18 protein-coding genes and 1 tRNA gene are annotated in these 20,378 nt (G+C 63.4%); 14 read left to right on the top strand and 5 right to left on the bottom strand.

Annotation, left to right across the window (positions count from 1 at the left end; all coding sequences use genetic code 11):
• Positions 1 to 6: 6 nt before the first annotated feature.
• Entirely contained in the window at positions 7 to 813 is an 807-nt protein-coding gene (gene fabI, locus ACGYLI_RS05750) for an enoyl-ACP reductase FabI (protein WP_067261594.1), read from the bottom strand.
• A 248-nt stretch (positions 814 to 1,061) separates the two neighbouring features.
• On the opposite strand from fabI, the gene pdxH reads away from it, so the two are divergent.
• From pdxH to ACGYLI_RS05720, 6 genes are all read left to right on the top strand, one after another.
• Positions 1,062 to 1,667 (top strand): pyridoxamine 5'-phosphate oxidase, encoded by a 606-nt coding sequence (gene pdxH, locus ACGYLI_RS05745; protein ID WP_271691432.1) that lies wholly within the window; start codon positions 1,062 to 1,064, stop codon positions 1,665 to 1,667.
• 19 nt (positions 1,668 to 1,686) lie between these two features.
• A complete protein-coding gene (locus tag ACGYLI_RS05740) occupies positions 1,687 to 2,232 on the top strand; it encodes a cold shock domain-containing protein (RefSeq protein WP_394417967.1) in 546 nt (181 codons plus the stop codon).
• Between the two features lie 23 nt (positions 2,233 to 2,255).
• The gene (locus ACGYLI_RS05735; RefSeq protein ID WP_394417964.1) at positions 2,256 to 2,714 is read left to right on the top strand and encodes a DUF192 domain-containing protein; all 459 of its coding nucleotides are present in this window, start codon (positions 2,256 to 2,258) and stop codon (positions 2,712 to 2,714) included.
• Between the two features lie 77 nt (positions 2,715 to 2,791).
• Positions 2,792 to 2,868: transfer RNA gene (locus ACGYLI_RS05730), tRNA-Pro, on the top strand.
• A 693-nt stretch (positions 2,869 to 3,561) separates the two neighbouring features.
• Positions 3,562 to 7,206: a vitamin B12-dependent ribonucleotide reductase gene (locus tag ACGYLI_RS05725; protein ID WP_394417961.1), complete on the top strand. Its 3,645-nt coding sequence runs from the start codon at positions 3,562 to 3,564 to the stop codon at positions 7,204 to 7,206.
• Between the two features lie 178 nt (positions 7,207 to 7,384).
• Positions 7,385 to 7,723, top strand: coding sequence for a hypothetical protein (locus tag ACGYLI_RS05720; protein WP_394417958.1), 339 nt, complete (start codon positions 7,385 to 7,387; stop codon positions 7,721 to 7,723).
• A gap of 6 nt (positions 7,724 to 7,729) precedes the next feature.
• Here ACGYLI_RS05720 and ACGYLI_RS05715 read toward each other — a convergent pair whose 3' ends face one another.
• Together ACGYLI_RS05715 and ACGYLI_RS05710 are read right to left on the bottom strand one after the other, a co-directional pair.
• Positions 7,730 to 8,440: an endonuclease/exonuclease/phosphatase family protein gene (locus tag ACGYLI_RS05715; RefSeq protein ID WP_394417955.1), complete on the bottom strand. Its 711-nt coding sequence runs from the start codon at positions 8,438 to 8,440 to the stop codon at positions 7,730 to 7,732.
• The gene (locus ACGYLI_RS05710; protein WP_394417952.1) at positions 8,437 to 9,807 is read right to left on the bottom strand and encodes a phospholipase D-like domain-containing protein; all 1,371 of its coding nucleotides are present in this window, start codon (positions 9,805 to 9,807) and stop codon (positions 8,437 to 8,439) included. Before ACGYLI_RS05710 ends, ACGYLI_RS05715 begins: the two co-directional genes overlap by 4 nt.
• A gap of 450 nt (positions 9,808 to 10,257) precedes the next feature.
• Here ACGYLI_RS05710 and ACGYLI_RS05705 point away from each other — a divergent pair, with 450 nt between their 5' ends.
• Positions 10,258 to 10,857, top strand: a complete 600-nt coding sequence (locus ACGYLI_RS05705; RefSeq protein ID WP_271687147.1) for an outer membrane protein — start codon at positions 10,258 to 10,260, stop codon at positions 10,855 to 10,857.
• A gap of 67 nt (positions 10,858 to 10,924) precedes the next feature.
• On the opposite strand, the gene ACGYLI_RS05700 is transcribed toward ACGYLI_RS05705, so the two are convergent.
• The gene (locus ACGYLI_RS05700) at positions 10,925 to 12,106 is read right to left on the bottom strand and encodes a pyridoxal phosphate-dependent aminotransferase (RefSeq protein WP_394417949.1); all 1,182 of its coding nucleotides are present in this window, start codon (positions 12,104 to 12,106) and stop codon (positions 10,925 to 10,927) included.
• A gap of 272 nt (positions 12,107 to 12,378) precedes the next feature.
• Here ACGYLI_RS05700 and cysS point away from each other — a divergent pair, with 272 nt between their 5' ends.
• The 4 genes from cysS (at position 12,379) to ACGYLI_RS05680 (ending at position 16,970) form a co-directional block, all read left to right on the top strand.
• The gene (cysS, locus tag ACGYLI_RS05695) at positions 12,379 to 13,749 is read left to right on the top strand and encodes a cysteine--tRNA ligase (RefSeq protein ID WP_394417946.1); all 1,371 of its coding nucleotides are present in this window, start codon (positions 12,379 to 12,381) and stop codon (positions 13,747 to 13,749) included.
• Positions 13,750 to 13,876: 127 nt separating this feature from the next.
• Positions 13,877 to 15,493 carry a citramalate synthase gene (cimA, locus tag ACGYLI_RS05690; RefSeq protein WP_394417943.1) on the top strand — a complete coding sequence of 539 codons (1,617 nt, stop codon included), beginning with the start codon at positions 13,877 to 13,879 and terminating at the stop codon, positions 15,491 to 15,493.
• On the top strand, positions 15,490 to 16,209 hold the full coding sequence (locus ACGYLI_RS05685; protein ID WP_394417940.1) for a class I SAM-dependent methyltransferase: 720 nt from the start codon (positions 15,490 to 15,492) through the stop codon (positions 16,207 to 16,209). Before cimA ends, ACGYLI_RS05685 begins: the two co-directional genes overlap by 4 nt.
• Positions 16,206 to 16,970 carry a squalene/phytoene synthase family protein gene (locus ACGYLI_RS05680; RefSeq protein WP_394417937.1) on the top strand — a complete coding sequence of 255 codons (765 nt, stop codon included), beginning with the start codon at positions 16,206 to 16,208 and terminating at the stop codon, positions 16,968 to 16,970. Before ACGYLI_RS05685 ends, ACGYLI_RS05680 begins: the two co-directional genes overlap by 4 nt.
• 4 nt (positions 16,971 to 16,974) lie before the next feature.
• On the opposite strand, the gene ACGYLI_RS05675 is transcribed toward ACGYLI_RS05680, so the two are convergent.
• Positions 16,975 to 18,186 carry an MFS transporter gene (locus ACGYLI_RS05675; RefSeq protein ID WP_394417934.1) on the bottom strand — a complete coding sequence of 404 codons (1,212 nt, stop codon included), beginning with the start codon at positions 18,184 to 18,186 and terminating at the stop codon, positions 16,975 to 16,977.
• Between the two features lie 123 nt (positions 18,187 to 18,309).
• Between ACGYLI_RS05675 and ACGYLI_RS05670 the strand changes: the two genes are divergently transcribed.
• From ACGYLI_RS05670 to ACGYLI_RS05660, 3 genes are read left to right on the top strand one after another with little or no spacing between them, the layout of a single operon-like run.
• Positions 18,310 to 19,056 (top strand): precorrin-6A/cobalt-precorrin-6A reductase, encoded by a 747-nt coding sequence (locus tag ACGYLI_RS05670; RefSeq protein ID WP_394417931.1) that lies wholly within the window; start codon positions 18,310 to 18,312, stop codon positions 19,054 to 19,056.
• Positions 19,053 to 19,685 carry a DNA-3-methyladenine glycosylase family protein gene (locus ACGYLI_RS05665; protein ID WP_394417928.1) on the top strand — a complete coding sequence of 211 codons (633 nt, stop codon included), beginning with the start codon at positions 19,053 to 19,055 and terminating at the stop codon, positions 19,683 to 19,685. Before ACGYLI_RS05670 ends, ACGYLI_RS05665 begins: the two co-directional genes overlap by 4 nt.
• Positions 19,682 to 20,347, top strand: a complete 666-nt coding sequence (locus tag ACGYLI_RS05660) for an alpha/beta hydrolase (RefSeq protein WP_067267442.1) — start codon at positions 19,682 to 19,684, stop codon at positions 20,345 to 20,347. Before ACGYLI_RS05665 ends, ACGYLI_RS05660 begins: the two co-directional genes overlap by 4 nt.
• Positions 20,348 to 20,378: the final 31 nt, after the last annotated feature.

Raw genomic sequence — 20,378 nt, 5'->3', positions numbered from 1 at the left:
GGCGGCTTATTCCTTGGACATGTCGGGCGCGTCAACCGCCTTCATGCCGACGACGTGATAGCCCGCGTCCACATGCAGGTTCTCACCCGTGGTGCCGCTGCCCAGATCCGACAACAGGAACAGCGCGGCCTTGCCCACGTCCTCTGTGGTGACGTTGCGGCGCAGGGGCGAGTTATACTCGTTCCATTTCATGATGTAGCGGAAGTCGCCGATGCCGGAAGCCGCCAGCGTCTTGATCGGCCCCGCCGAGATCGCGTTGACGCGGATGCCGTCCTTGCCCAGATCCTCGGCGAGGTATTTTACGCTCGCCTCCAGCGCCGCCTTGGCCACCCCCATCACATTATAATGCGGCATTACCTTCTCGGCGCCGTAGTAGGTGAGCGTCAGCGCGCTGGCACCGGGCGACATCATCTTCTCGGCGCGCTGCATCACGGCGGTGAAGGAATAGACCGAGATGTCCATCGACATGGCGAAATTGCCGCGGCTGGTGTCGACATAGCGGCCACGCAGCTCGCCCTTGTCGGAAAAGCCGATGGCGTGAACGATGAAATCCAACTCACCCCAACGTTCTTTCAGGCTTTCGAAAAGCGCGTCGATCGATGCTTCATCGCCCACGTCGCAGGGCAGAACGATGTCGCTGCCAAGCTGCTCGGCCAGCGGGCCGACGCGTTTCTTCAGCGCTTCGCCTTGGTAGGAAAAAGCAAGTTCCGCCCCCGCATCGGCCAGTGCCTTGGCCACGCCCCATGCGATGGATTTGTCATTCGCCAGCCCCATGATGAGCCCGCGCTTGCCCTGCATCAGTTCGTTTCCCATTCCGCCGCCTTGTCTATGTTCTTGTCTATGTTCCGTTCAGGTTGTCTTGGTCTAGGCGATTGCAGCGCTACCATCAAGACTGCACAGGCGCCTTCACCCCCGAGATTTGCCATAAGATCGGCGGCTAACTGTCGGAAATCGGGTGAGGTTGTCCTTTGAGTTGCCGATTGTTAACAAATGCCATACCGAAGAGATCGGGCCCCGGTGTAGAACCGGTGACAGGCAAAGCACTCTGAAGGAGATGCCGAATGGAGACGCGGACTGGTATTTTTGCGGGGGATGATCCCTTTGCAATTGCGCAGCGTTGGCTTTCCGAAGCAGAGGCGACCGAGCCGAATGATCCCAATGCCATCGCGCTCAGCACGGTAGATTCGCAAGGTCTGCCCAACGCCCGCATGGTGCTGCTGAAAGAGATCGAGCCGGAGGCTTTTGTCTTTTACACCAATTACGAAAGCCAGAAGGCGCAGGAACTTGACGGCGCGGGGAAGGCGGCCTTTGTCATGCATTGGAAATCCCTGCGCCGCCAGCTGCGGGTGCGCGGCTTAATCAGCCGCGAGGACGGGCCGCAGGCCGATGCCTATTACGCCTCGCGCTCGCTCAAAAGCCGTCTGGGGGCTTGGGCCTCGCGCCAATCGCAGCCGCTCTCGGGCCGCGGTGCGCTGATGGCCGAGGTGGCCAAGGTGACCGCGCAAAAGGGGGTGAACCCTGAGCGCCCCCCGTTCTGGGGCGGTTACCGGATCACCCCGTTGGAAATCGAATTCTGGGCCGATGGCGAGTTTCGCCTGCATGACCGTTTCCAATGGCGGCGCGCAGATGTCGCGGCACCCTGGGCCGTGACCCGGCTCAACCCCTGATCTGACGGCGCGATACCCCATGAAAGATGTGTCTGAAACCCAAGCGGAACCAGCGGCGATAGATGACCCCCTCGAAGGCGTGGTCAAATGGTTCGACCCGGTCAAGGGCTTCGGCTTTGTCGTCGCGGATGCGGGCGGGGCGGACATCCTGCTGCACGTCAACGTCCTGCGCAATTACGGCCAAAGCTCTGTCGCGGATGGGGCGCGGGTGGCGGTGCGCGTCCAACAGACCGAGCGCGGGGCGCAGGCGGTCGAAGTGCTTTCCGTCGAGGCGCCCCGTGAATTGCCCGCCGCCGTGGTGGAATTCGCCGGTTTCGATCCTGAGCAACTGGCCACCGCCGAGTTTGAGCCCGCCCGTGTCAAATGGTTCGACAAGGCCAAGGGATTCGGGTTTGCAAATGTCTTTGGCTGCGCGGAAGATGTGTTTTTGCATATCGACGTGCTGCGCCAATCCGGACTTTGTGATTTGCAACCGGGCGAAGCACTTGCCATGCGTGTGATTGTTGGCGATCGGGGCCATCTGGCGGCGGAGGTAAGCTCATGGGACGCGGTGATAGACGGCTAAAGGTCAGGCGACTGGCAAGGCATATGGCAGGGGCGGCACTGGCTGGCTTGTTGCTGACCGGCGCGGCGGTGGCCGAGGTTTGCCGTATCGATTCCGTGACGCTCCGCGGGGAGTGGGGGAAGGCCCGCTTCTCTGTCGAAGTGGCTGATGACACGGCGGAACGCGCCACGGGGCTGATGCACCGCCGTTCACTGCCGCTGAGCGCGGGGATGCTCTTTATCTACGAAAGACCTCAGCCCCTGAATTTCTGGATGCGCAACACGTTGATCCCACTGGACCTGCTGTTCATCGACGAAAGGGGTGTGGTGCAGAAGATCCGCCACTCCGCCAAACCGCTGGACGAAACACCGATCCCGGGCGGCGACGATTTGCTGTCGGTGCTGGAGATTAACGGCGGCTTGTCGAAACGCCTTGGGATCACCGAAGGCAGCGAAATCCGCCATCCGGCCTTTGCCGGGAACGCTCCGGCTTGGCCCTGCTAAAGACTTCGCGGATTTTCCAATTTTAAGGTCAATCGGGGCTTTTCAATTGGCGGGCTTATGGCTAAAGAAGCCCCAGTCGGAGCGTGGCGCAGCCTGGTAGCGCACCTGTTTTGGGTACAGGGGGTCGGAGGTTCGAATCCTCTCGCTCCGACCATTTTCTTCCAACATCGCTGGTGTAGCGCTTCCCGCTTTGGTTGAGGTGCGCCCGTTGTCCTATCCTCATTCTGCACAAGATATAGTAGCTGCCGCCGCCGCATTGGCAGTTTGCGCCTGTGCGCGCCGAGATCGTGATGATTCTGCCGCGGTTCTTGATGCGGACATGGGGCAGGGGGCTTGGGCCGGGTGATCGTGGCACATAGCCCACTTTCGGCGGCCTGTCGCCCGGTGGGTGGTCTTGGGCTGTGGATGAATTCAACCAATCTCTCAAACACCTCCGCTAACCCGGCCCCGGCAATGGATTATTTCAAAGGCGCCCGCCAGTCGGGCTTGCGGGTATCTTTGGGGATATCCTGAGGCTGAATCACTGGGGTAGGGCGCGGGGCAAATCGGGGGGCTTCGGTCAACTGCCCGCCCCGAAATAATTCCGAAAAAAACCGTTGACCAATTAGTGCGATCTACGTCAGTTTGTGGGGGTCAAGTAAAGCGCCACAATATGTTGTGGTTAACGCAACGGGCGCTTCGGCGGCGGGGACAGAGTATAGAACCAGCGATTTCATCGGTTTCGGGCCGCTTGCGTCTGCAGGTGGCGCGGGGAAGCTTTGTTCAAACTGCCAGCACATAGGGGTGAGACGGCCTGCCGTGGGCATGTCGGCTCAGGATTTTGAGAGTTTGAAAAAGGGCAGCGACGATGAAGATTGAACGGAATTTCACCAAGGCCGGGCAGGATGCCTATGCGGATTTGGACTTTGTCACCACGGTGTCAGAGATCCGCAACCCTGACGGTTCGGTGGTGTTCAAGCTCGACAACGTCGAAGTGCCCAAGTCCTGGAGCCAGGTCGCCAGCGACGTGATTGCGCAGAAGTATTTCCGCAAGGCCGGCGTGCCCAGCAAGACCCGCAAGGTGAAGGAAAAGGACGTGCCCGAGTTCCTCTGGCGCTCCGAGCCCGCAGAGGGCGCCGAGATGGGTGGAGAGACCTCTTCCAAGCAGGTCTTCGACCGTCTGGCCGGGGCCTGGGCCTATTGGGGCTGGAAGGGCGGCTATTTCTCGACCGAGGAAGACGCCCGCGCCTACTACGACGAAATGCGCCACATGCTGGCCAGCCAGCGCGCCGCCCCCAACAGCCCACAGTGGTTCAACACTGGGTTGCACTGGGCCTACGGCATCGATGGCCCGGCGCAGGGGCATTACTACGTCGACTACAAGACCGGCAAACTGACCCGGTCGAAATCCTCTTATGAGCACCCGCAGCCGCATGCCTGCTTTATCCAGTCCGTCGGCGACGATCTGGTGGGCGACGGTGGCATCATGGACCTCTGGGTCCGCGAGGCGCGTCTGTTCAAATACGGCTCGGGCACGGGCACCAACTTTTCATCGCTCCGCGGAGAGGGCGAGAAGCTGTCGGGCGGCGGCAAGTCGTCGGGTTTGATGGGGTTCCTCAAGATCGGGGACCGCGCCGCTGGCGCCATCAAATCCGGCGGCACCACCCGCCGGGCGGCCAAGATGGTGATCGTCGACGCCGACCACCCCGATATCGAGGATTTCATCAACTGGAAGGTGCTCGAAGAGCAGAAGGTGGCCTCCATCGTCGCCGGCTCCAAGATGCACGAGCAGAAGCTCAACCTTTTGTTCGACGCGATCAAGGCATGGGACGGGGCCGAAGCGGATGCCTATGACCCCACGAAGAACGCCGCGCTGAAACAGGCGATCCGCGAGGCCAAGAAGGTCGCGATCCCCGAGACTTACGTCAAACGCGTGCTGGACTATGCCAAGCAGGGCCACACCGGCATCGAGTTCCCGACCTATGACACCGACTGGGATAGCGAGGCCTATAACTCCGTCTCGGGCCAGAACTCCAACAACTCGATCCGCGTCACCAACGCCTTCCTGAAGGCGGTTGAGAAGGATGCCGACTGGGAGTTGATCAGCCGCACTGAGAACCGGGTGGTCAAGACCGTCCGCGCCCGCGACCTCTGGGATCAGGTCGGCCACGCCGCATGGGCCTGCGCCGATCCGGGCATCCAGTACCACGACACCGTGAACGACTGGCACACCTGCCCCGAAGACGGTGCGATCCGCGGCTCGAACCCCTGTTCGGAGTACATGTTCCTTGACGATACGGCGTGCAATCTGGCTTCGATGAACCTGCTGACCTTCCTTCAGGACGGGGTCTTTCAGGTCGAGGACTACATGCATGCCGCGCGCCTGTGGACCGTGACACTGGAGATCAGCGTGATGATGGCGCAGTTCCCCTCCAAGGAAATCGCGCAGCGGTCTTACGACTTCCGCACGCTGGGTCTGGGCTATGCCAATATCGGCGGCTTGCTCATGAACATGGGCTATTCCTATGACAGCGACGAGGGCCGCGCTTTGGGCGGTGCGCTGACCGCGATCATGACCGGCGTCGCCTATGCGACCTCCGCTGAGATGGCGGGCGAATTGGGCGCCTTTCCGGGCTATGCCAAGAACGCCGAGCACATGCTGCGCGTCATCCGCAACCACCGCACCGCCGCCTATGGGAAAGTTGACGGCTATGAGAAGCTGTCGGTCAAGCCGGTGCCGCTGGATCACGCCAACTGCCCGCAGGCAGGGTTGGTCGACATCGCCAAATCCTGCTGGGACGAGGCGCTGAAACTGGGCGAAGCCCATGGCTACCGCAACGCGCAAACTTCGGTCATCGCGCCCACCGGCACCATCGGTCTGGTGATGGACTGCGATACCACCGGCATCGAGCCTGACTTCGCGCTGGTGAAGTTCAAGAAGCTCGCCGGGGGTGGATATTTCAAGATCATCAACCAATCCGTCCCTGCCGCGCTGGAAAAACTCGGCTACGGCTCGGCCCAGATCGAAGAGATCGTCAGCTATGCCGTCGGCCATGGCACCATCGGCAATGCGCCCGCGATCAACCACACCACGCTGGCAGGGCACGGCTTTGGCGCCAATGAATTGGCCAAGATCGACGCCGCGCTAAAGCAGGCCTTCGACATCCGCTTTGTGTTCAACCAATGGACGCTGGGCGAAGCCTTCTGCACGCAGGTGCTGGGCATTCCGACCGAAAAGCTGAACGACCCGACCTTCGATCTGCTCCGCTCCCTCGGTTTCAGCAAGGCCGATATCGAAGCGGCCAATGACCACGTCTGCGGGACCATGACGCTCGAAGGCGCGCCGCATCTGCGCGAGGAGCATTACGACATCTTCGACTGTGCCAACCCCTGCGGCAAGAAGGGCAAGCGCTATCTCTCGGTTAACAGCCACATCCACATGATGGCAGCGGCGCAGAGCTTTATCTCGGGGGCGATCTCCAAGACGATCAACATGCCGAATGATGCGACGATCGAGGACTGCCAGAAGGCTTATGAACTGAGCTGGTCGCTCGGGATCAAGGCCAATGCGCTCTACCGCGACGGCTCGAAGCTGAGCCAGCCGCTGGCCGCAGCCCTCGTGGAGGACGACGAAGACGCTGCCGAGACGCTGGAAAGCGGCAACACGCATGAGAAGGCCGCCGTGTTGGCCGAGAAGATCGTCGAGAAGGTGATCGTCAAAGAGATCATCAAATCACATCGCGAGAAGATGCCGCAGCGCCGCAAGGGCTATACGCAGAAGGCAAACGTGGGCGGTCACAAAGTTTATCTGCGCACCGGCGAATATGAGGACGGCAAGCTGGGCGAGATCTTCATCGACATGCACAAGGAAGGCGCGGGCTTCCGGGCGATGATGAACAACTTCGCCATCGCGGTCTCGGTCGGTCTGCAATACGGCGTGCCGCTGGAGGAGTTCGTTGACGCCTTCACCTTCACCAAGTTCGAACCGGCGGGCATGGTGCAGGGCAACGACAGCATCAAACAGGCGACCTCGATCCTTGACTATGTGTTCCGTGAATTGGCGGTGAGCTACCTCGACCGCACCGATCTGGCACATGTGAAGCCCGAGGGCGCGACCTTTGACGATCTGGGCCGGGGCGAGGAAGAGAACCTCTCGAACGTCAGCGAGTTGAGCGAGGGGGCCGCGAATAAGTCCTTGGAGGTACTCAAGCAAATCAGCTCCACCGGCTATCTGCGCAACCGGCTGCCGCAAGAGTTGGTGGTGTTGCAAGGCGGGCAGGGCGTCGAGCCGAGCACCGCTTACGCGCCCCAAGTGAGCGGCGGCGACGTGGCGGTCGCGGTGCAACCCTCGACCTCCGTCAGCACTGGCGCGGTCAGCCTTGATGCGCGGGCCAAGGCCAAGATGCAGGGCTATGAGGGCGAAGCCTGCGGTGAATGTGGTAACTACACATTGGTTCGCAACGGCACCTGCATGAAGTGCAACACCTGCGGGGGCACCTCGGGTTGTAGCTGATGAGATGTGCCCCGAAAGGGGCGCGCAGGGGCAGGGCCGCAAGGCCCGCCCCGACGAGGCTGCCGGGGCGCCTCAGCCATACTTGCGCGAAAGGGTTAATTTCCGCGCTGCCATCCAGATTGCGTTAACCAAAATTAAACCAGTCTCTCCCTATCAAGGTCGTGAAAGGGAGAATTTGATGAAACGTCTTATTATATTGGGATTTCTCGCCGGATCGCTGGCGGGCTGTGTGGAGCCTCCGGCCTCACCGATGGAGGCCGCGGCGCGTAAAGCGGCGGCGGCGGAATTGACGGCGAAACAATGTGCGGGGTTTGCGGGCGGCTATGAAAGCGTGCGGAAGCTGCGACATGACGCGAACCAGAACATTGCCACTGCCCGGCGGCTTGGCGCGACGGATGCCACGATTGCAAAGGCGCGGGCGGATGTGCGCATGGCCTTTGATATGCAGGTCGCCTTCTCGACCCCGCAACAGGCCTGCAACATGATGGTGGGCGAATTGGCTTGGGCCACGGGGTGAGGGCGTCTAGCGATGCGCCACGTCGAGCCAGATCGGCAAATGGTCCGAGGCGCGGCGGGTCTGGGCCGTCTCGATCACACCGCCTTGGCGCACAGTAAGATGTTGGTCCAAGGCGATGCGATCTAGGAAGGCCACGGGCATCCGCGCGTGATAGCTTTTGCCCGGCGCATGAATGGTGAACCGTTTCGCCAGACGCCCGAGCCCCACCTTTTGCGACCATTCGTTCAGGTCGCCCGCGATCAACGTCGGGCAGGCGGCGCAGGCGTCGAGATGGGCGATCATGGCGCTCAGTTGCTCCTTGCGCGACGGACGCAGCAGCCCCAGATGCGATGCGATCACGCGCAATTGGCGCGCGCCGATATGCAGGTCGGCGACCATGGCGCCGCGCGGCTCCACCCCCGGCAGGGTCAGATGCGCCACCCTGTCGATCTTGGCCGAGGGGCGGACCAGAACGGCATTGCCATGCCAGCCGATGCTCACGTCGCTCGGCGTGGGCAGAGGGCGCAGGCCCGTCACCTCTTCGACCCGGTCGAGCGGCAGGGCCGAGGGGCGCGGCGCGCGGCGGCGGTCGGCCTCTTGCAGCACGACCACATCGGCATGCAGGCTGCGGATGATCCGCATGATCCGCTCAGGGTCGCGGCGCCGGTCGGTGCCCATGGCCTTGCGGATGTTATAGCTCACGATGCGCAGCGATTGCGGGGCGACGGCGGGGATCATAGGACGGGCGCTCCCAGACGAAACAGCCCTTCGGCCACCTTGCGGAACATCCCGCTTGGCGGTCTTTCCATGGCGCAATGCTCGGAGAGATGTTCGAACCAATCATGCAGCTTCGCGACCGAGGCCGCGTCATAGACGAAAAGCGTGACCTCGAAATTCAGCAACATGCTGCGCACGTCGAAATTGGCCGTGCCGACCAGCCCCATGTCGTCGATGATCCCGGCTTTGGCGTGGATCATGCCAGGCTGGTAATAGAGCACATGGCCCCCCGCCTCATGCAGATCGCGCAGATAGGCGCCCCGCGCGAAATCGGCCATCCGTTGGTTCGAGCGTTCGGGGACCAGTACCCGCACATCCACGCCCCGCCGGGCCGCGGTGGTCAAAGCCGAACCGAGCGCTTCGGTCGGGACGAAATAGGGGGTCACCAGCCAAATCCGCGCCTCGGCCAGGTGAATTGCGCGGATCAGTCCGTCATGCAGCGGGTCTTCGGCGATATCGGGGCCGGAAGGCACGAGCTGCACCGTTGCCGTCCCGCCGGTATGGGCCGCGACCGAGGGGGCCGGGTCCAAAGCCTCCCCACTGGCGACGCCCCAGTCTGAGCGGAACACATCGCCGAAACTCTGCACCGCGCGCCCTTCGAGCAGAAAGGCCAGATCGGTCCAGCCATCCTCCAAGGCCGCAGGCCCGAGGTAATGCGCGCCGATGTTCATGCCCCCGGAAAAGACCCGCGCATCATCGGCGATGATCATTTTGCGGTGGTTGCGGAGGTTCAGATGGCCCGATCCCGGCAGTTGCAGTAGCGGAGAGTAGAAGCGTACATCGCCGCCCGCGTCGCGCAGGCGGCGCAGGGCGGCTGTCGGGCCGCGCAGGGTGCCCAAACGGTCCATCAGCAGCCGAACTTTCACGCCCGCCTTGGCGCGTTCGGTCAGCGCGTCGACGAAAATGCGCCCGGTGTCGTCATTGGCTACGATGTAAAAGAGCACGTCGAGCCGTTTCTCGGCCCCTTGGATCAGCGCCATCACCGCTTCATGGGCCGCCGTCGGGTCGCCCAAGAGCCGCAGGTCTTGGCCATGGACGGCGGCGGGCAGGCCGAAATACTGCATCGTCGCGTCAAGCGTATGCACAGGGCGGGGCGGCGGGCCGCCGGTATCGCCTTTCAGAAAATGCACCTGCGTGTAGCGCGAGGATTGTTTGCGAAAGCCGAGCGCAAGAAACAAAGGCACCGCGACCCAAGGCAGCACGATGATGAACAACAGCCAAGCGGCGGTGGATTGCGGCGTGCGGCGTTGTTGCAAGATCACGATCGCCGCCAGCAGCGTCAGGATCACGATAATGACGACTTCCAGATGGGTGGTGATCCAAGACATGGGGTGGGGCCTGCTCCTTCTTGCTGACAATACAAGCAGATAACGCGTTCAGTGGTGACAGCAAGCCTCGGACGGGGTCTACCGTGAGGGAATGGCGCGGGGCCGGGGGCGTTTTAGTGGTTTTCGATCGGGGAGCCTCTTTTGCGCAGTTGTCTCGGGGTCGTTTCTCTGGCGGAACTTTCGCTGCGGTGAGGGCAAACACGGTCGGGAATTCGTGTTGCGGTATCAACCGACTGATTTCACATAATAAAACACGTCTGAGCGACGACCAATTCGACACATGATACATAACTTAAGCGGCCACTAGCCGAGGGTATGTTGCAAATGTGCGACAATCAGCGCATCGCAATTCTGTGATGTGAAAAAACTGAAACCCAACCCTAAATGGGGCGTTGCGTGAGTGACCCCGCGGCGAGGATCGCGGGGTCACCTGTATTTAAGGAGCAGAACATGAAACGCACGACAACAATCGCCAGCATCGCCCTGATCGCATCCAGCGCCTTCGCGGGTGCAGCAGCAGCCGGTTCGCTGGAAGACACCACCGTTGAAGCACCGGTTTTCACACCGGCGCCGACACCCGTGGCCGTTGATGGCGACTGGACAGGCTTCTACACCGGTCTTCAGGTCGGCCAGACCGACGTCGACAGCGACAGCGGCAACCTTGACGGCGACGACACGTCCTACGGTTTCCACGCCGGTTACGACTATGACTTCGGCAAATTCGTTCTGGGTGGCGAACTTGACTACGACAAGACCGACATCGATCTGGGCAACGGCGCAGGCGATGTGGACTCCGTGGCACGCGCCAAGGTCAAGGCTGGCTACGACTTCGGTAAGACACTGGTTTATGCAACAGCCGGTGCAGCCCGTGCCGACACAAGCGTTGGCGATGAAACTGGCCCCTTCGCCGGTCTGGGCGTCACCTATAAAGTGACTGACCGCTACACCGTTGGTGGCGAAGTGCTGCAGCACAAATTCGATGACGTAGGCGGCACAGGCGAAGATCTGGACGCGACCACGATCTCCCTGCGGGGTTCCATGCGCTTCTGATCTGTCTTGGCGGGATGACCCGCTTTGATGAAGGACCGGCTTCCGAAAGGAGGCCGGTCTTTTTTGTTTACGCGGCGCGGCTGGCGCGCCCTTCGGCAAAGCGGCAGAGGTCGCGCAAGGCCGCCTCAAACGCGCTGTCTTCGATCGTCATGGCCACGCGCACGTGGCCCGCCGCCGCCGCGCCGAAACTCTCGCCCGGCATCACCGCGATCTGCTGATCTTCCAGCAGGGCATCGGCAAATTCGCTGCCGCTGAGGCCCGTAGCGCGGACATCCAGCATCAGATACATCGCCCCTTGCGAGGGCACCGAACGCACCACGTTCTGAGTGCTCAAGACCCGTTGCGCCAGCGCGCGGCGGCGGGCGAAGGGGGCGCTGATTTCCTCCTCAAAAGCCGCGCCCTGGGCGAGGGCGTAGTCGCTCGCGTCCTGAATGAAGCCCGGCACGCCGTAGTTGGTATGGGTCGCAAGGTCGATCAGGTCGGCGATGATGTCTTCGGGCCCGATAATCCAGCCACAGCGGCTGCCGGTCATCGCGTGGGATTTCGACATGGAGCCGATGACCAGCGTTCGCTCCGCCATACCGGGCAGGGCGCGGGGGCTGAGATGTGCGCCCTCCCAAATCTGCGTGTCATAGACCTCATCCGAGACCAGCCAGAGGTCGCGTTCTTGGCAGACCTGCGCGATCTCTTCCAAGGTTTCGCGGCCATAGATCAGGCCGGTCGGGTTGTTGGGCGTGTTGATCAACAGCGCTTTTGCGCCCTCGGCGGCTGCCGCCAGATCCGCCCTGCGGGGCAAGAACCCCTGATCGGCCCGCGCTTCGACCGACACGGCCCGTGCCCCGGCAGCACGCAGGGTGCCGGGGTAGGTGGCATAATAGGGGTCGATGTAAAGCGCCGCATCGCCGGGGTCGCAGACCGCCATGAACGCCGCGAAAAGCCCCGCTTGCCCGCCCGGGGTGACCACCACATTGTCCCGCGTCGTCGGCACGCCGGTCCGCTCTTCGGCGCGTTTTGCAATCCGGTCGCGCAGGGCATCGGTGCCCGGCACGGCGGCATAGCCGGTATGTCCGCCAAGCGCGCTGCGGTGCATCTCTTGCAGGATCGGGGCGGCGGTGCGAATGTCATGCTCGCCGATGGTAAGCTCGATCACCGGCACCCCCGCCGCGATCATCGCGCGCGATTTGTGAAACACTTCCCAGCCGTCGGACCCTCCGGCCAGAACCCCTTTGATGCGCGATGATCTATCCATGATGCCTCCGAAATTTTCCGCACAAGGGGGCAGAGCCTTGGGGCTTTGTCAATCCGCGCCGGCAAGGCGGAAGGCAGGGTTGCATAAAACTTAACCGGACAAGGGGCTTGGCGCAGGGCGGCGCGCTTGCTACAACCCGGTCATGAACACCGCAACGCTCATTATTTGCTGCATTACCCGCTGAGACATCCTCGCGGGCCGCTGTTCACGTCATTCCCATTCTGACAAAACTATGCCAAGCCCGCGTCACACCCGCGCAAGGACGCCTGCCCATGACCCGTGACCTGACGATCAAGCTGCACAATACCGCCACCCGGAAGAAAGAGGATTTCACCCCGATCGATGCGCAGAATGTGCGGATGTATGTCTGCGGCCCCACCGTCTATGACCGGGCGCATCTGGGCAACGCACGGCCCGTGATCGTGTTCGATGTGCTCTACCGCTTGCTGCGTTATGTCTATGGGCCGCAGCATGTGACTTACGTGCGCAATTTCACCGATGTGGACGACAAGATCAACGCCCGCGCCGCAGAGAGCGGGCGCAGCATCGGAGAGATCACCGCCGAGACGACGCAGTGGTATCTGGACGACATGGCCGCCGTGGGCGCCTTGGAGCCCGACCACATGCCGCGTGCCACGCAGTATATCCCCCAAATGGTCGCGATGATCCGCGGGCTGATGGATGAGGGCTACGCCTATGAGGCCGAGGGCCATGTGCTGTTCCGGGTGCGCAAATATGCCGAATATGGTGCGCTTTCGGGCCGGTCGGTCGACGATATGATCGCTGGTGCACGGGTCGAGGTGGCGCCTTATAAGGAAGACCCGATGGATTTCGTGCTGTGGAAGCCCTCGGACGAAGACACCCCCGGCTGGGATTCCCCTTGGGGCGAGGGGCGTCCGGGCTGGCATATCGAATGTTCCGCCATGGCGCACGACCTGTTGGGAGAGCGTTTCGACATCCACGGCGGCGGCATCGACCTGCAATTCCCGCATCATGAGAATGAGATCGCCCAATCGAAATGCGCGGGCCACGGGTTCGCCAACTACTGGCTGCACAATGAGATGTTGCAGGTCGAGGGCAAGAAGATGTCCAAGTCCTTGGGCAACTTCTTTACCGTCCGCGATTTGCTGGACCAAGGCGTGCCGGGGGAGGTCATCCGTTTCGTGATGCTCTCGACCCATTACCGCAAGCCGATGGACTGGACCGAGAAGAAGCGCGAGGAGGCCGAAAAGACCCTGCGCAAATGGTATCTTCAGGCGGCAGAGGCCGAGGCCGCGACGCCGGGCGCCGAACTGGTGGCGCTCTTGGCCGATGATCTCAACACCCACGGGGCGCTGACCGAATGCCACCGTCTGTCAAATGCAGGCGATACGGCGGGGCTGCGCGGGGCGCTGTCGCTTCTGGGGCTGCTGGATGATTTGATCCCCGAATGGGCTGCGGTACAAGCGCTGGACTTGACCGATATCGAAGCCTTCCTCAGCGATGCCCGTGCCACTGCGATGGAGACCAAGGATTTCGCCGAGGTGGACCGGATTAAGAAAGCGCTGATCTCGGTCGGGATCGAGGTGCAGATGAGCAAGGACGGGGTGAAGCTGACGCCGCCGCCGGGCTTTGATCGGAGCCAGTTGGAGGGGTTGTTGTGATGTGTCGCCGTCCCAAGAACGGTGTTCGACCGCGGGCGGAAGCGAAGCGCCCGCCCATGGGGGCGGTCGGGCGCTGTTCGTGCCGCGGGCACGAACGGGAGTGTGACGCGGACGGAGGCAATCTCTCATGACCCGCGCGCGCCTCAGCCTCTACGACACCACTCTGCGCGACGGGCAACAAACCCAAGGCGTGCAGTTCTCCACCGACGAGAAACGCCAGATCGCCAGCGCGCTCGACGCGCTTGGCGTGGATTACATCGAAGGCGGCTGGCCTGGGGCCAACCCGACCGACAGCGCCTTCTTCGACGCCGCCCCGCCGACGCGGGCAAGGCTCACCGCCTTTGGCATGACCAAACGCGCGGGCATGTCGGCTGAGAATGACGACGTGCTGGCCGCCGTGCTCAACGCGGGCACCAAATCCGTCTGCATCGTCGGCAAGACCCACGACTTCCACGTCAAAACCGCCCTTGGCATCACCCTGGCGGAAAACACCGACAACATCGCCAAATCCGTCGCCCATCTGGTCGCCCAAGGGCGGGAGGCGCTCTTCGACGCCGAGCATTTCTTTGACGGCTACAAGGCAAATCCCGACTACGCGCTGGAAGCGATCCGCGCGGCCTATGACGCGGGCGCGCGTTGGATCGTGCTTTGCGACACCAATGGTGGCACGCTGCCCGATGAGATTGGCCGCATCACCCGCGCCGTGATCGCGGCGGGCATCCCGGGGGATCATCTGGGCATTCACACCCACGACGACACCGAAAACGCCGTGGCCTGCACGCTGGCCGCCGTTGACGCGGGCGCGCGGCAGATCCAAGGCACGCTCAACGGGCTGGGGGAGCGTTGTGGCAACGCCAACCTGACCACCCTGATCCCGATCCTGCTGCTGAAAGAGCCCTATGCCAGCCGCTATGAGATCGGCGTCACCGATGACGCGCTGCGCGGTCTGACTCGCACCAGCCGCATGTTGGATGAGATCCTCAACCGCGTGCCGATGAAACAGGCGGGCTTCGTCGGGTCTTCGGCCTTTGCACATAAGGCGGGGCTGCATGCCAGCGCCATCGCCAAAGACCCCAGCACCTATGAGCATATCGACCCCGCGCTGGTCGGCAATACGCGCGTCATTCCGATGTCGAACCAAGCCGGGCAATCCAACCTGCGCAAACGGCTGAGCGATGCGGGCCTTTCGGTCGCCAAGGGCGACCCTGCGCTTGGCCGGATCTTGGAGGTGGTCAAGGACCGCGAGGCGCAGGGCTATGCCTATGACACCGCGCAGGCGAGCTTTGAGCTGCTGGCCCGCGACGTGATGGGCCAGTTGCCGCATCTGTTCGAGGTCGAGCGCTACCGCGTCACCGTCGAACGCCGCCGCAATGCCGAAGGCCGGATGGTCAGCCTCTCCGAAGCGGTCGTGGTCATTGATGTGGACGGGGAAAAACGGCTCTCGGTCTCGGAATCGCTGGACGAGGATGGCGCGGACCGTGGCCCGGTCAACGCGCTGTCCAAGGCGCTGGCCAAGGACTTGGGCAAATACAGCAGCCTTCTGGAGGACATGCGTCTGGTTGACTTCAAGGTGCGCATCACCCAAGGCGGCACCGAAGCCACCACCCGCGTCATCATCGACAGCGAAGACGGGCAGGGGCGGCGCTGGTCCACCGTGGGCGTCAGCGCCAACATACTCGACGCCTCATTCGAAGCGCTGCTTGATGCGATACGTTGGAAATTGATCCGGGACCGCGCCCAATGACAGATGATATGACCGCCTTTTTCACCCTCCACCGCGATTTACCACGCGAAGGGCCGGGGGAGCCTGCGGATGTGAGCTGGGCGGTGGATCAGGTCGATCTGCCCGCTCGGGCCGAGATTGCCGATGTGGCCTGCGGCCCCGGCAGCGACATCGGCGCCCTCCGCGCGGCGATCCCGCAGGGCCATGTGACGGCCCTCGATCAAACTGCGCATTTCGTCGACACCGCGCGGGGCCGTTTTGTGGCCGATGGCAATGTTACCCTGCTGCGGGCCGATATGGCCGCGATCGCCAATGAATATGATCTCATTTGGTGCGCCGGTGCGGTCTATTTCCTTGGCGTGACCGAGGCGCTGACCCGCTGGCGCAAGTCGCTGCGCGCGGGCGGTGTGGTGGCCTTCTCCGAACCCTGCTGGCTGACGGATAGCCCGTCGGAAGAGGCCCGCGCGCAATGGGCGGACTACCCCGCGATGAGCGATGCAGACGGCATTGCCGAGCGGGTCCGCGCGGCGGGCTATGAGGTCGTGGCGACCCGTGTCCTGTCGGATGAGGCTTGGGAGAATTACTACACCCCCTTGGAGGCGCGGATCGAAAAGCTGCGCCCCGCTGCGGATGATGATTTGGCTCAAGTGCTCGATGCCGCCGAGGCGGAGATCGCCTGCTGGCGCGCGCATCGGGATGAGTTCGGCTATCTTCTGACGGTGGCACGCCCCACATGACCTTTGACGCCGATCTGAACGCCTGCGCCGCCATGGTAGAGCGCGCCGACCCTTGGCGCTTTCGCGCCGCCATGGCCGCCCCCGTCGAGACGCGCAAGCTGCTCTTCCCGCTCTATGCCTTTAACGTCGAAGTTGCCCGCGCCCCATGGGTCACCCAAGAGGCGATGATCGCCGAGATGCGCCTGCAATGGTGGCGCGACGCGCTGGAAGAGATCGCCAAGGACGGCCCGGTGCGGCGGCATGAGGTGACCACGCCGCTGGCCCGTGCGCTCGCGCCGGAGGATGCTGAACTGCTCGATGAACTCGTCGCCGCGCGGCGGTGGGACATCTACAAAGACCCCTTCGAGGATGCCGCGCATTTCGAGCGCTATATCGACCAGACCGCAGGCCATCTGATGTGGGTCGCCGCCCGCCGCTTTGGGGCGACGGATGAAGCGGTCGTGCGCGATGCGGCCTATGCCACTGGGATCGCCGCATGGCTCTGTGCCATTCCGAATTTGGAAGAGGCGGGCCGCGTGCCGCTGTTGGACGGCACGGCAGAGGGGGTCTCGGCCCTCGCCAAGGGGGCGCTTGACCGGCTGAAATCGGCGCGTGCCAATCGGGGCAGGATCCCCAAGGCGGCGCGCGCGGCGCTGCTGCCTGCCGCCCATGCGGGTCCGGTGTTGCGGGCCGCGGTGGATGCGCCGGAAAAGGTTTCCCAAGCCGCGCTGCCTGACCCGCGCCGCCATTTCGCGCTGCGGGCCATGGCGTCGCGCTGGTAGGCGCTTAGCTCAGCTGCGTCTCCTTGCGGCTGCGCAGCACCAGCCAGATCAGCGACCCGCCCGCGAGCACCAAGAAGGGCACCATGGCAAGGTTCACCGCCGCCCAGCCTTCCTGCGCCGTGCCGCCCGAACAGTTCATCAGCCCGCCCGAGGCCAGCGAGGCCACGGTCACGCCGCCGAACACCAGCAGATCGTTCAGGCCCTGCATCCGTCCGCGCTCATGCGGCTCATGCGCGCCCGCAAGCATGGTGGTGGCCCCGATGAAGCCAAAGTTCCAGCCCAGTCCAAGCAGGATCAGCGCGACAAAGAAGTTGCCCAGTTCCACCCCCTGAAGCGCGACCAGCCCGGCGGCGGCAAGGATCGCGATGCCAAGGCCCATGATCCGCTCCACGCCGAAACGGTTGATCAGATGGCCGGTAAAGAACGAAGGCGCGAACATCGCCAGCACATGGCCGGTAACCACATAGCCCGCGCTGTCTTGGCTATAGCCGCAGCCGACGACCGCCAGCGGGGTCGAGGTCATCACAAGGTTCATCAAGGCATAGGACACCATGGCGCAGATCACCGCAACGGCGATGCGCGGCGTGGTCAAAAGTTCCCACCGGCTGCGGCCCTTGGGCGCGTCATGGGCCGGGATCGGCGGTTTTGGAATGTCGATGAAGAGAAACAGCAGCGCCCCGATAAGGTTCACCGCCACCACGGCCATATAGGTGCCAAGGAAGGGCACCACGAGGCTCATCGACGTGGCCGTGGCAAGCTGCGGCCCGATGATGGCCGAGACAAGACCGCCCGCCATGACATAGGAGATCGCCTTGGGCCGGAAATCATCCGAGGCGGTATCGGCGGCGGCGAAACGGTAGAAGCCCTGCGCCGACATATAGATGCCCGTCAGGAGCGACCCCAGCAGGAAAACAGGAAAGGACGCCAGATAAAGCCCGTAGGCCGCGACCGCGCCGCCCAAGGCACCGCCCGCGGCCCCCAGAAAGAACCCCGCCCGGCGGCCATAGCGCTGCATGATGGCCGAGACCGGCGTGGCCGAAAGCATGGAGCCCAAAACGATCATCGAGATCGGCAGGGTGGCAAGACAGACATTGGTCGCAAGCGACTGCCCGGCGAGACCTCCGACAAGGAATATCATCGGCATCTGCGCCCCGAGAAAGGCCTGGGCTGCCACCAGCACCGCTACGTTGCGCCGTGCGCGTCTGTCGTCGATCATGTCTGAATTCCTCACTTCCCGCCAAGGGGTAGCCCTGCCCTTGGGTAAGGGCAAGCCCGGCAGCGGTTTTTGCGGCTCCGATCCCGCTTGCGCCCGGCGGCAAGCTCGCCGATGATCGCGCCGATGACCGCCCCCGATCGCCCTTCGCTGACCCTTCTTTTGCTCGCTGGCACCGCCGAAGCGCGGCAGCTTGCACGTGCCTTGACGCAGGCCGGGCACCGGGTCACCGCTTGGCTGACGGAGGCGCCGCGCGGCAACAATCCGATGCCGGTGGCCTATGAGATGCGCGATGCCGGGGATGCCGCGGCGCTGCGGCGCGATATGGCGGGCTTTGACGCGGTGCTCGATCTCAGCCACGGGTTCGATGCGGGGCTGAGCCATGCAGGCTATGCCGCCGCCTCGTCTCTGGGCAAACCCTTCGTCAGCTTTTCGCGGCCCCTCTGGCCGCTGGACAACCCGCTGCTCAATTCAGTGCCGGATGTCGCGGCCGCCGCCCGTGCCGTGCCGCCCGCTGCCCGCGTCTTTGCCGCGACCGGTTGGGCCAGCCTGCCAGCGTTCCAACCGTTCAAGGGCGCGAGGCTCATGCTGCGACAGACGAGCCGCCATGACCGCGCCGCACCCTTTGACTTTGTAGATCTGATCTTTGGCGAGCCGCCGTTCACCGTTGAGAGTGAAACGGCATTGTTCCGCGACCTCGGCGTCGACCTACTGATTTGCCGCAACCTCGGTGGGCAGGCCAGCCGCCCGAAAGTCGATGCCGCCCTGTCGCTCGGCCTGCCGGTGATCCTAATCGACAGACCGCCACTGCCAAAGGGCGCACCTTGTCTGACCGATCTCGACGCGATGCTAGATTGGGTGGCACAGCTGTGAGCCTCGCGCGCCCGATCACCTGCGACGCCGATGTGGCCGAGGGCGCGGCATGGCTGGCCGAACGGGAGCCGCGTTTCGCTATGGCGCTGGACCAGACCGGGCCGCTGCCCTTGCGCCTGCGCCCGCCCGGCTTCGCGGGGCTGCTCGACATCATCGTGGGGCAACAGGTGAGCGTGGCCTCGGCCCGCGCGATCTATGCGCGGCTTGTCACGGCGGGGTTGGATCGGCCCGAAATCGTCCTGCGCGCCGGTGACGACGGCCTGCGCGCCGCAGGGCTAAGCCGCCCCAAAGCGCGCTATGTGCTGGGCTTGGCGGAACGTGATTTCGACTTCGACGCGCTGCGCGGGCTGCCCGATCACGATGCCATCGCCGCGCTGGTCGAGATACCGGGCATCGGGCCATGGACGGCGCAGATCTATGTGATGTTCTGCCTTGGCCGCCGCGATATCTTTCCCAGCGGCGACCTTGCGCTGCAAGAGGCGGCGCGGGGGCTTTTCGATCTGCCTGCCCGTCCTAGCCCGAAAGACCTCTCCGCCATGGCCGTCGCTTGGTCACCTTGGCGGTCGGTTGCGGCGCGGCTGCTCTTTGCCTACTACCGGGTGTTGAAACAAAAGGAAGGATTGTCATGACACGGGTTTTGAACGCCGAGCGCCGCGCGCCGGTCTCTGGCACCACACGGTCGGTGGTGGTGTTCCTGCATGGCTATGGCGCGAATGGCGCCGATCTGCTGGGCCTTGCCGATCCGCTGAGCGAGCATTTGCCCGACACGCTTTTCGTCGCACCCGACGCGCCCGAGGCCTGCGCCGGTGCGCCGATGGGCTATCAGTGGTTCCCGATCCCTTGGATCGACGGATCATCCGAAGAGGAATCGATGCGCGGCATGATGAGCGCGGTCGAAGACCTCGACGCCTTCCTCGACGCGCTGATGGTCGACGAAGACGTGTTGCCCGAACAGGTCGTGCTCTTCGGCTTTTCCCAAGGCACGATGATGTCGCTGCATGTGGCCCCACGGCGCGAAGATGCGGTGGCGGGGATCGTGGCCTTCTCGGGCCGTCTGCTCAACCCCGAAGCGCTGGCCGAAGAGGCGCAGGTCAAACCGCCGGTGCTGCTGGTCCATGGCGATGCCGATGACGTGGTGCCGCCGCAATCCTTGCCGCAGGCCGCCGAAGCGCTGCAAGAGGCGGGGTGGCAAGACGTTTACGCCCATGTGATGAAGGGCACTGGCCATGGCATCGCGCCCGATGGGCTGAGCGTCGCGCTCGCCTTCATGCGCGACAAATTGGGGCTTTAACCCTTCAACTCGTCCCAAAGCCAGGGTTCGG

Origin of the sequence: Sulfitobacter sp. 1A13421, from assembly GCF_043557285.1 — a bacterium.
Classification (GTDB): domain Bacteria; phylum Pseudomonadota; class Alphaproteobacteria; order Rhodobacterales; family Rhodobacteraceae; genus Sulfitobacter; species Sulfitobacter faviae.
This window is presented reverse-complemented; position numbering and strand designations above follow the sequence as displayed.

Bases quoted from the DNA above. Each gene is read 5' to 3' on its own strand.
- fabI (WP_067261594.1), bottom strand. From the start codon at position 813: ATGGGAAACGAACTGATGCAGGGCAAGCGCGGGCTCATCATGGGGCTG.
- pdxH (WP_271691432.1), top strand. From the start codon at position 1,062: ATGGAGACGCGGACTGGTATTTTTGCGGGGGATGATCCCTTTGCAATT.
- ACGYLI_RS05740 (WP_394417967.1), top strand. From the start codon at position 1,687: ATGAAAGATGTGTCTGAAACCCAAGCGGAACCAGCGGCGATAGATGAC.
- ACGYLI_RS05735 (WP_394417964.1), top strand. From the start codon at position 2,256: ATGGCAGGGGCGGCACTGGCTGGCTTGTTGCTGACCGGCGCGGCGGTG.
- ACGYLI_RS05725 (WP_394417961.1), top strand. From the start codon at position 3,562: ATGAAGATTGAACGGAATTTCACCAAGGCCGGGCAGGATGCCTATGCG.
- ACGYLI_RS05720 (WP_394417958.1), top strand. From the start codon at position 7,385: ATGAAACGTCTTATTATATTGGGATTTCTCGCCGGATCGCTGGCGGGC.
- ACGYLI_RS05715 (WP_394417955.1), bottom strand. From the start codon at position 8,440: ATGATCCCCGCCGTCGCCCCGCAATCGCTGCGCATCGTGAGCTATAAC.
- ACGYLI_RS05710 (WP_394417952.1), bottom strand. From the start codon at position 9,807: ATGTCTTGGATCACCACCCATCTGGAAGTCGTCATTATCGTGATCCTG.
- ACGYLI_RS05705 (WP_271687147.1), top strand. From the start codon at position 10,258: ATGAAACGCACGACAACAATCGCCAGCATCGCCCTGATCGCATCCAGC.
- ACGYLI_RS05700 (WP_394417949.1), bottom strand. From the start codon at position 12,106: ATGGATAGATCATCGCGCATCAAAGGGGTTCTGGCCGGAGGGTCCGAC.
- cysS (WP_394417946.1), top strand. From the start codon at position 12,379: ATGACCCGTGACCTGACGATCAAGCTGCACAATACCGCCACCCGGAAG.
- cimA (WP_394417943.1), top strand. From the start codon at position 13,877: ATGACCCGCGCGCGCCTCAGCCTCTACGACACCACTCTGCGCGACGGG.
- ACGYLI_RS05685 (WP_394417940.1), top strand. From the start codon at position 15,490: ATGACAGATGATATGACCGCCTTTTTCACCCTCCACCGCGATTTACCA.
- ACGYLI_RS05680 (WP_394417937.1), top strand. From the start codon at position 16,206: ATGACCTTTGACGCCGATCTGAACGCCTGCGCCGCCATGGTAGAGCGC.
- ACGYLI_RS05675 (WP_394417934.1), bottom strand. From the start codon at position 18,186: ATGATCGACGACAGACGCGCACGGCGCAACGTAGCGGTGCTGGTGGCA.
- ACGYLI_RS05670 (WP_394417931.1), top strand. From the start codon at position 18,310: ATGACCGCCCCCGATCGCCCTTCGCTGACCCTTCTTTTGCTCGCTGGC.
- ACGYLI_RS05660 (WP_067267442.1), top strand. From the start codon at position 19,682: ATGACACGGGTTTTGAACGCCGAGCGCCGCGCGCCGGTCTCTGGCACC.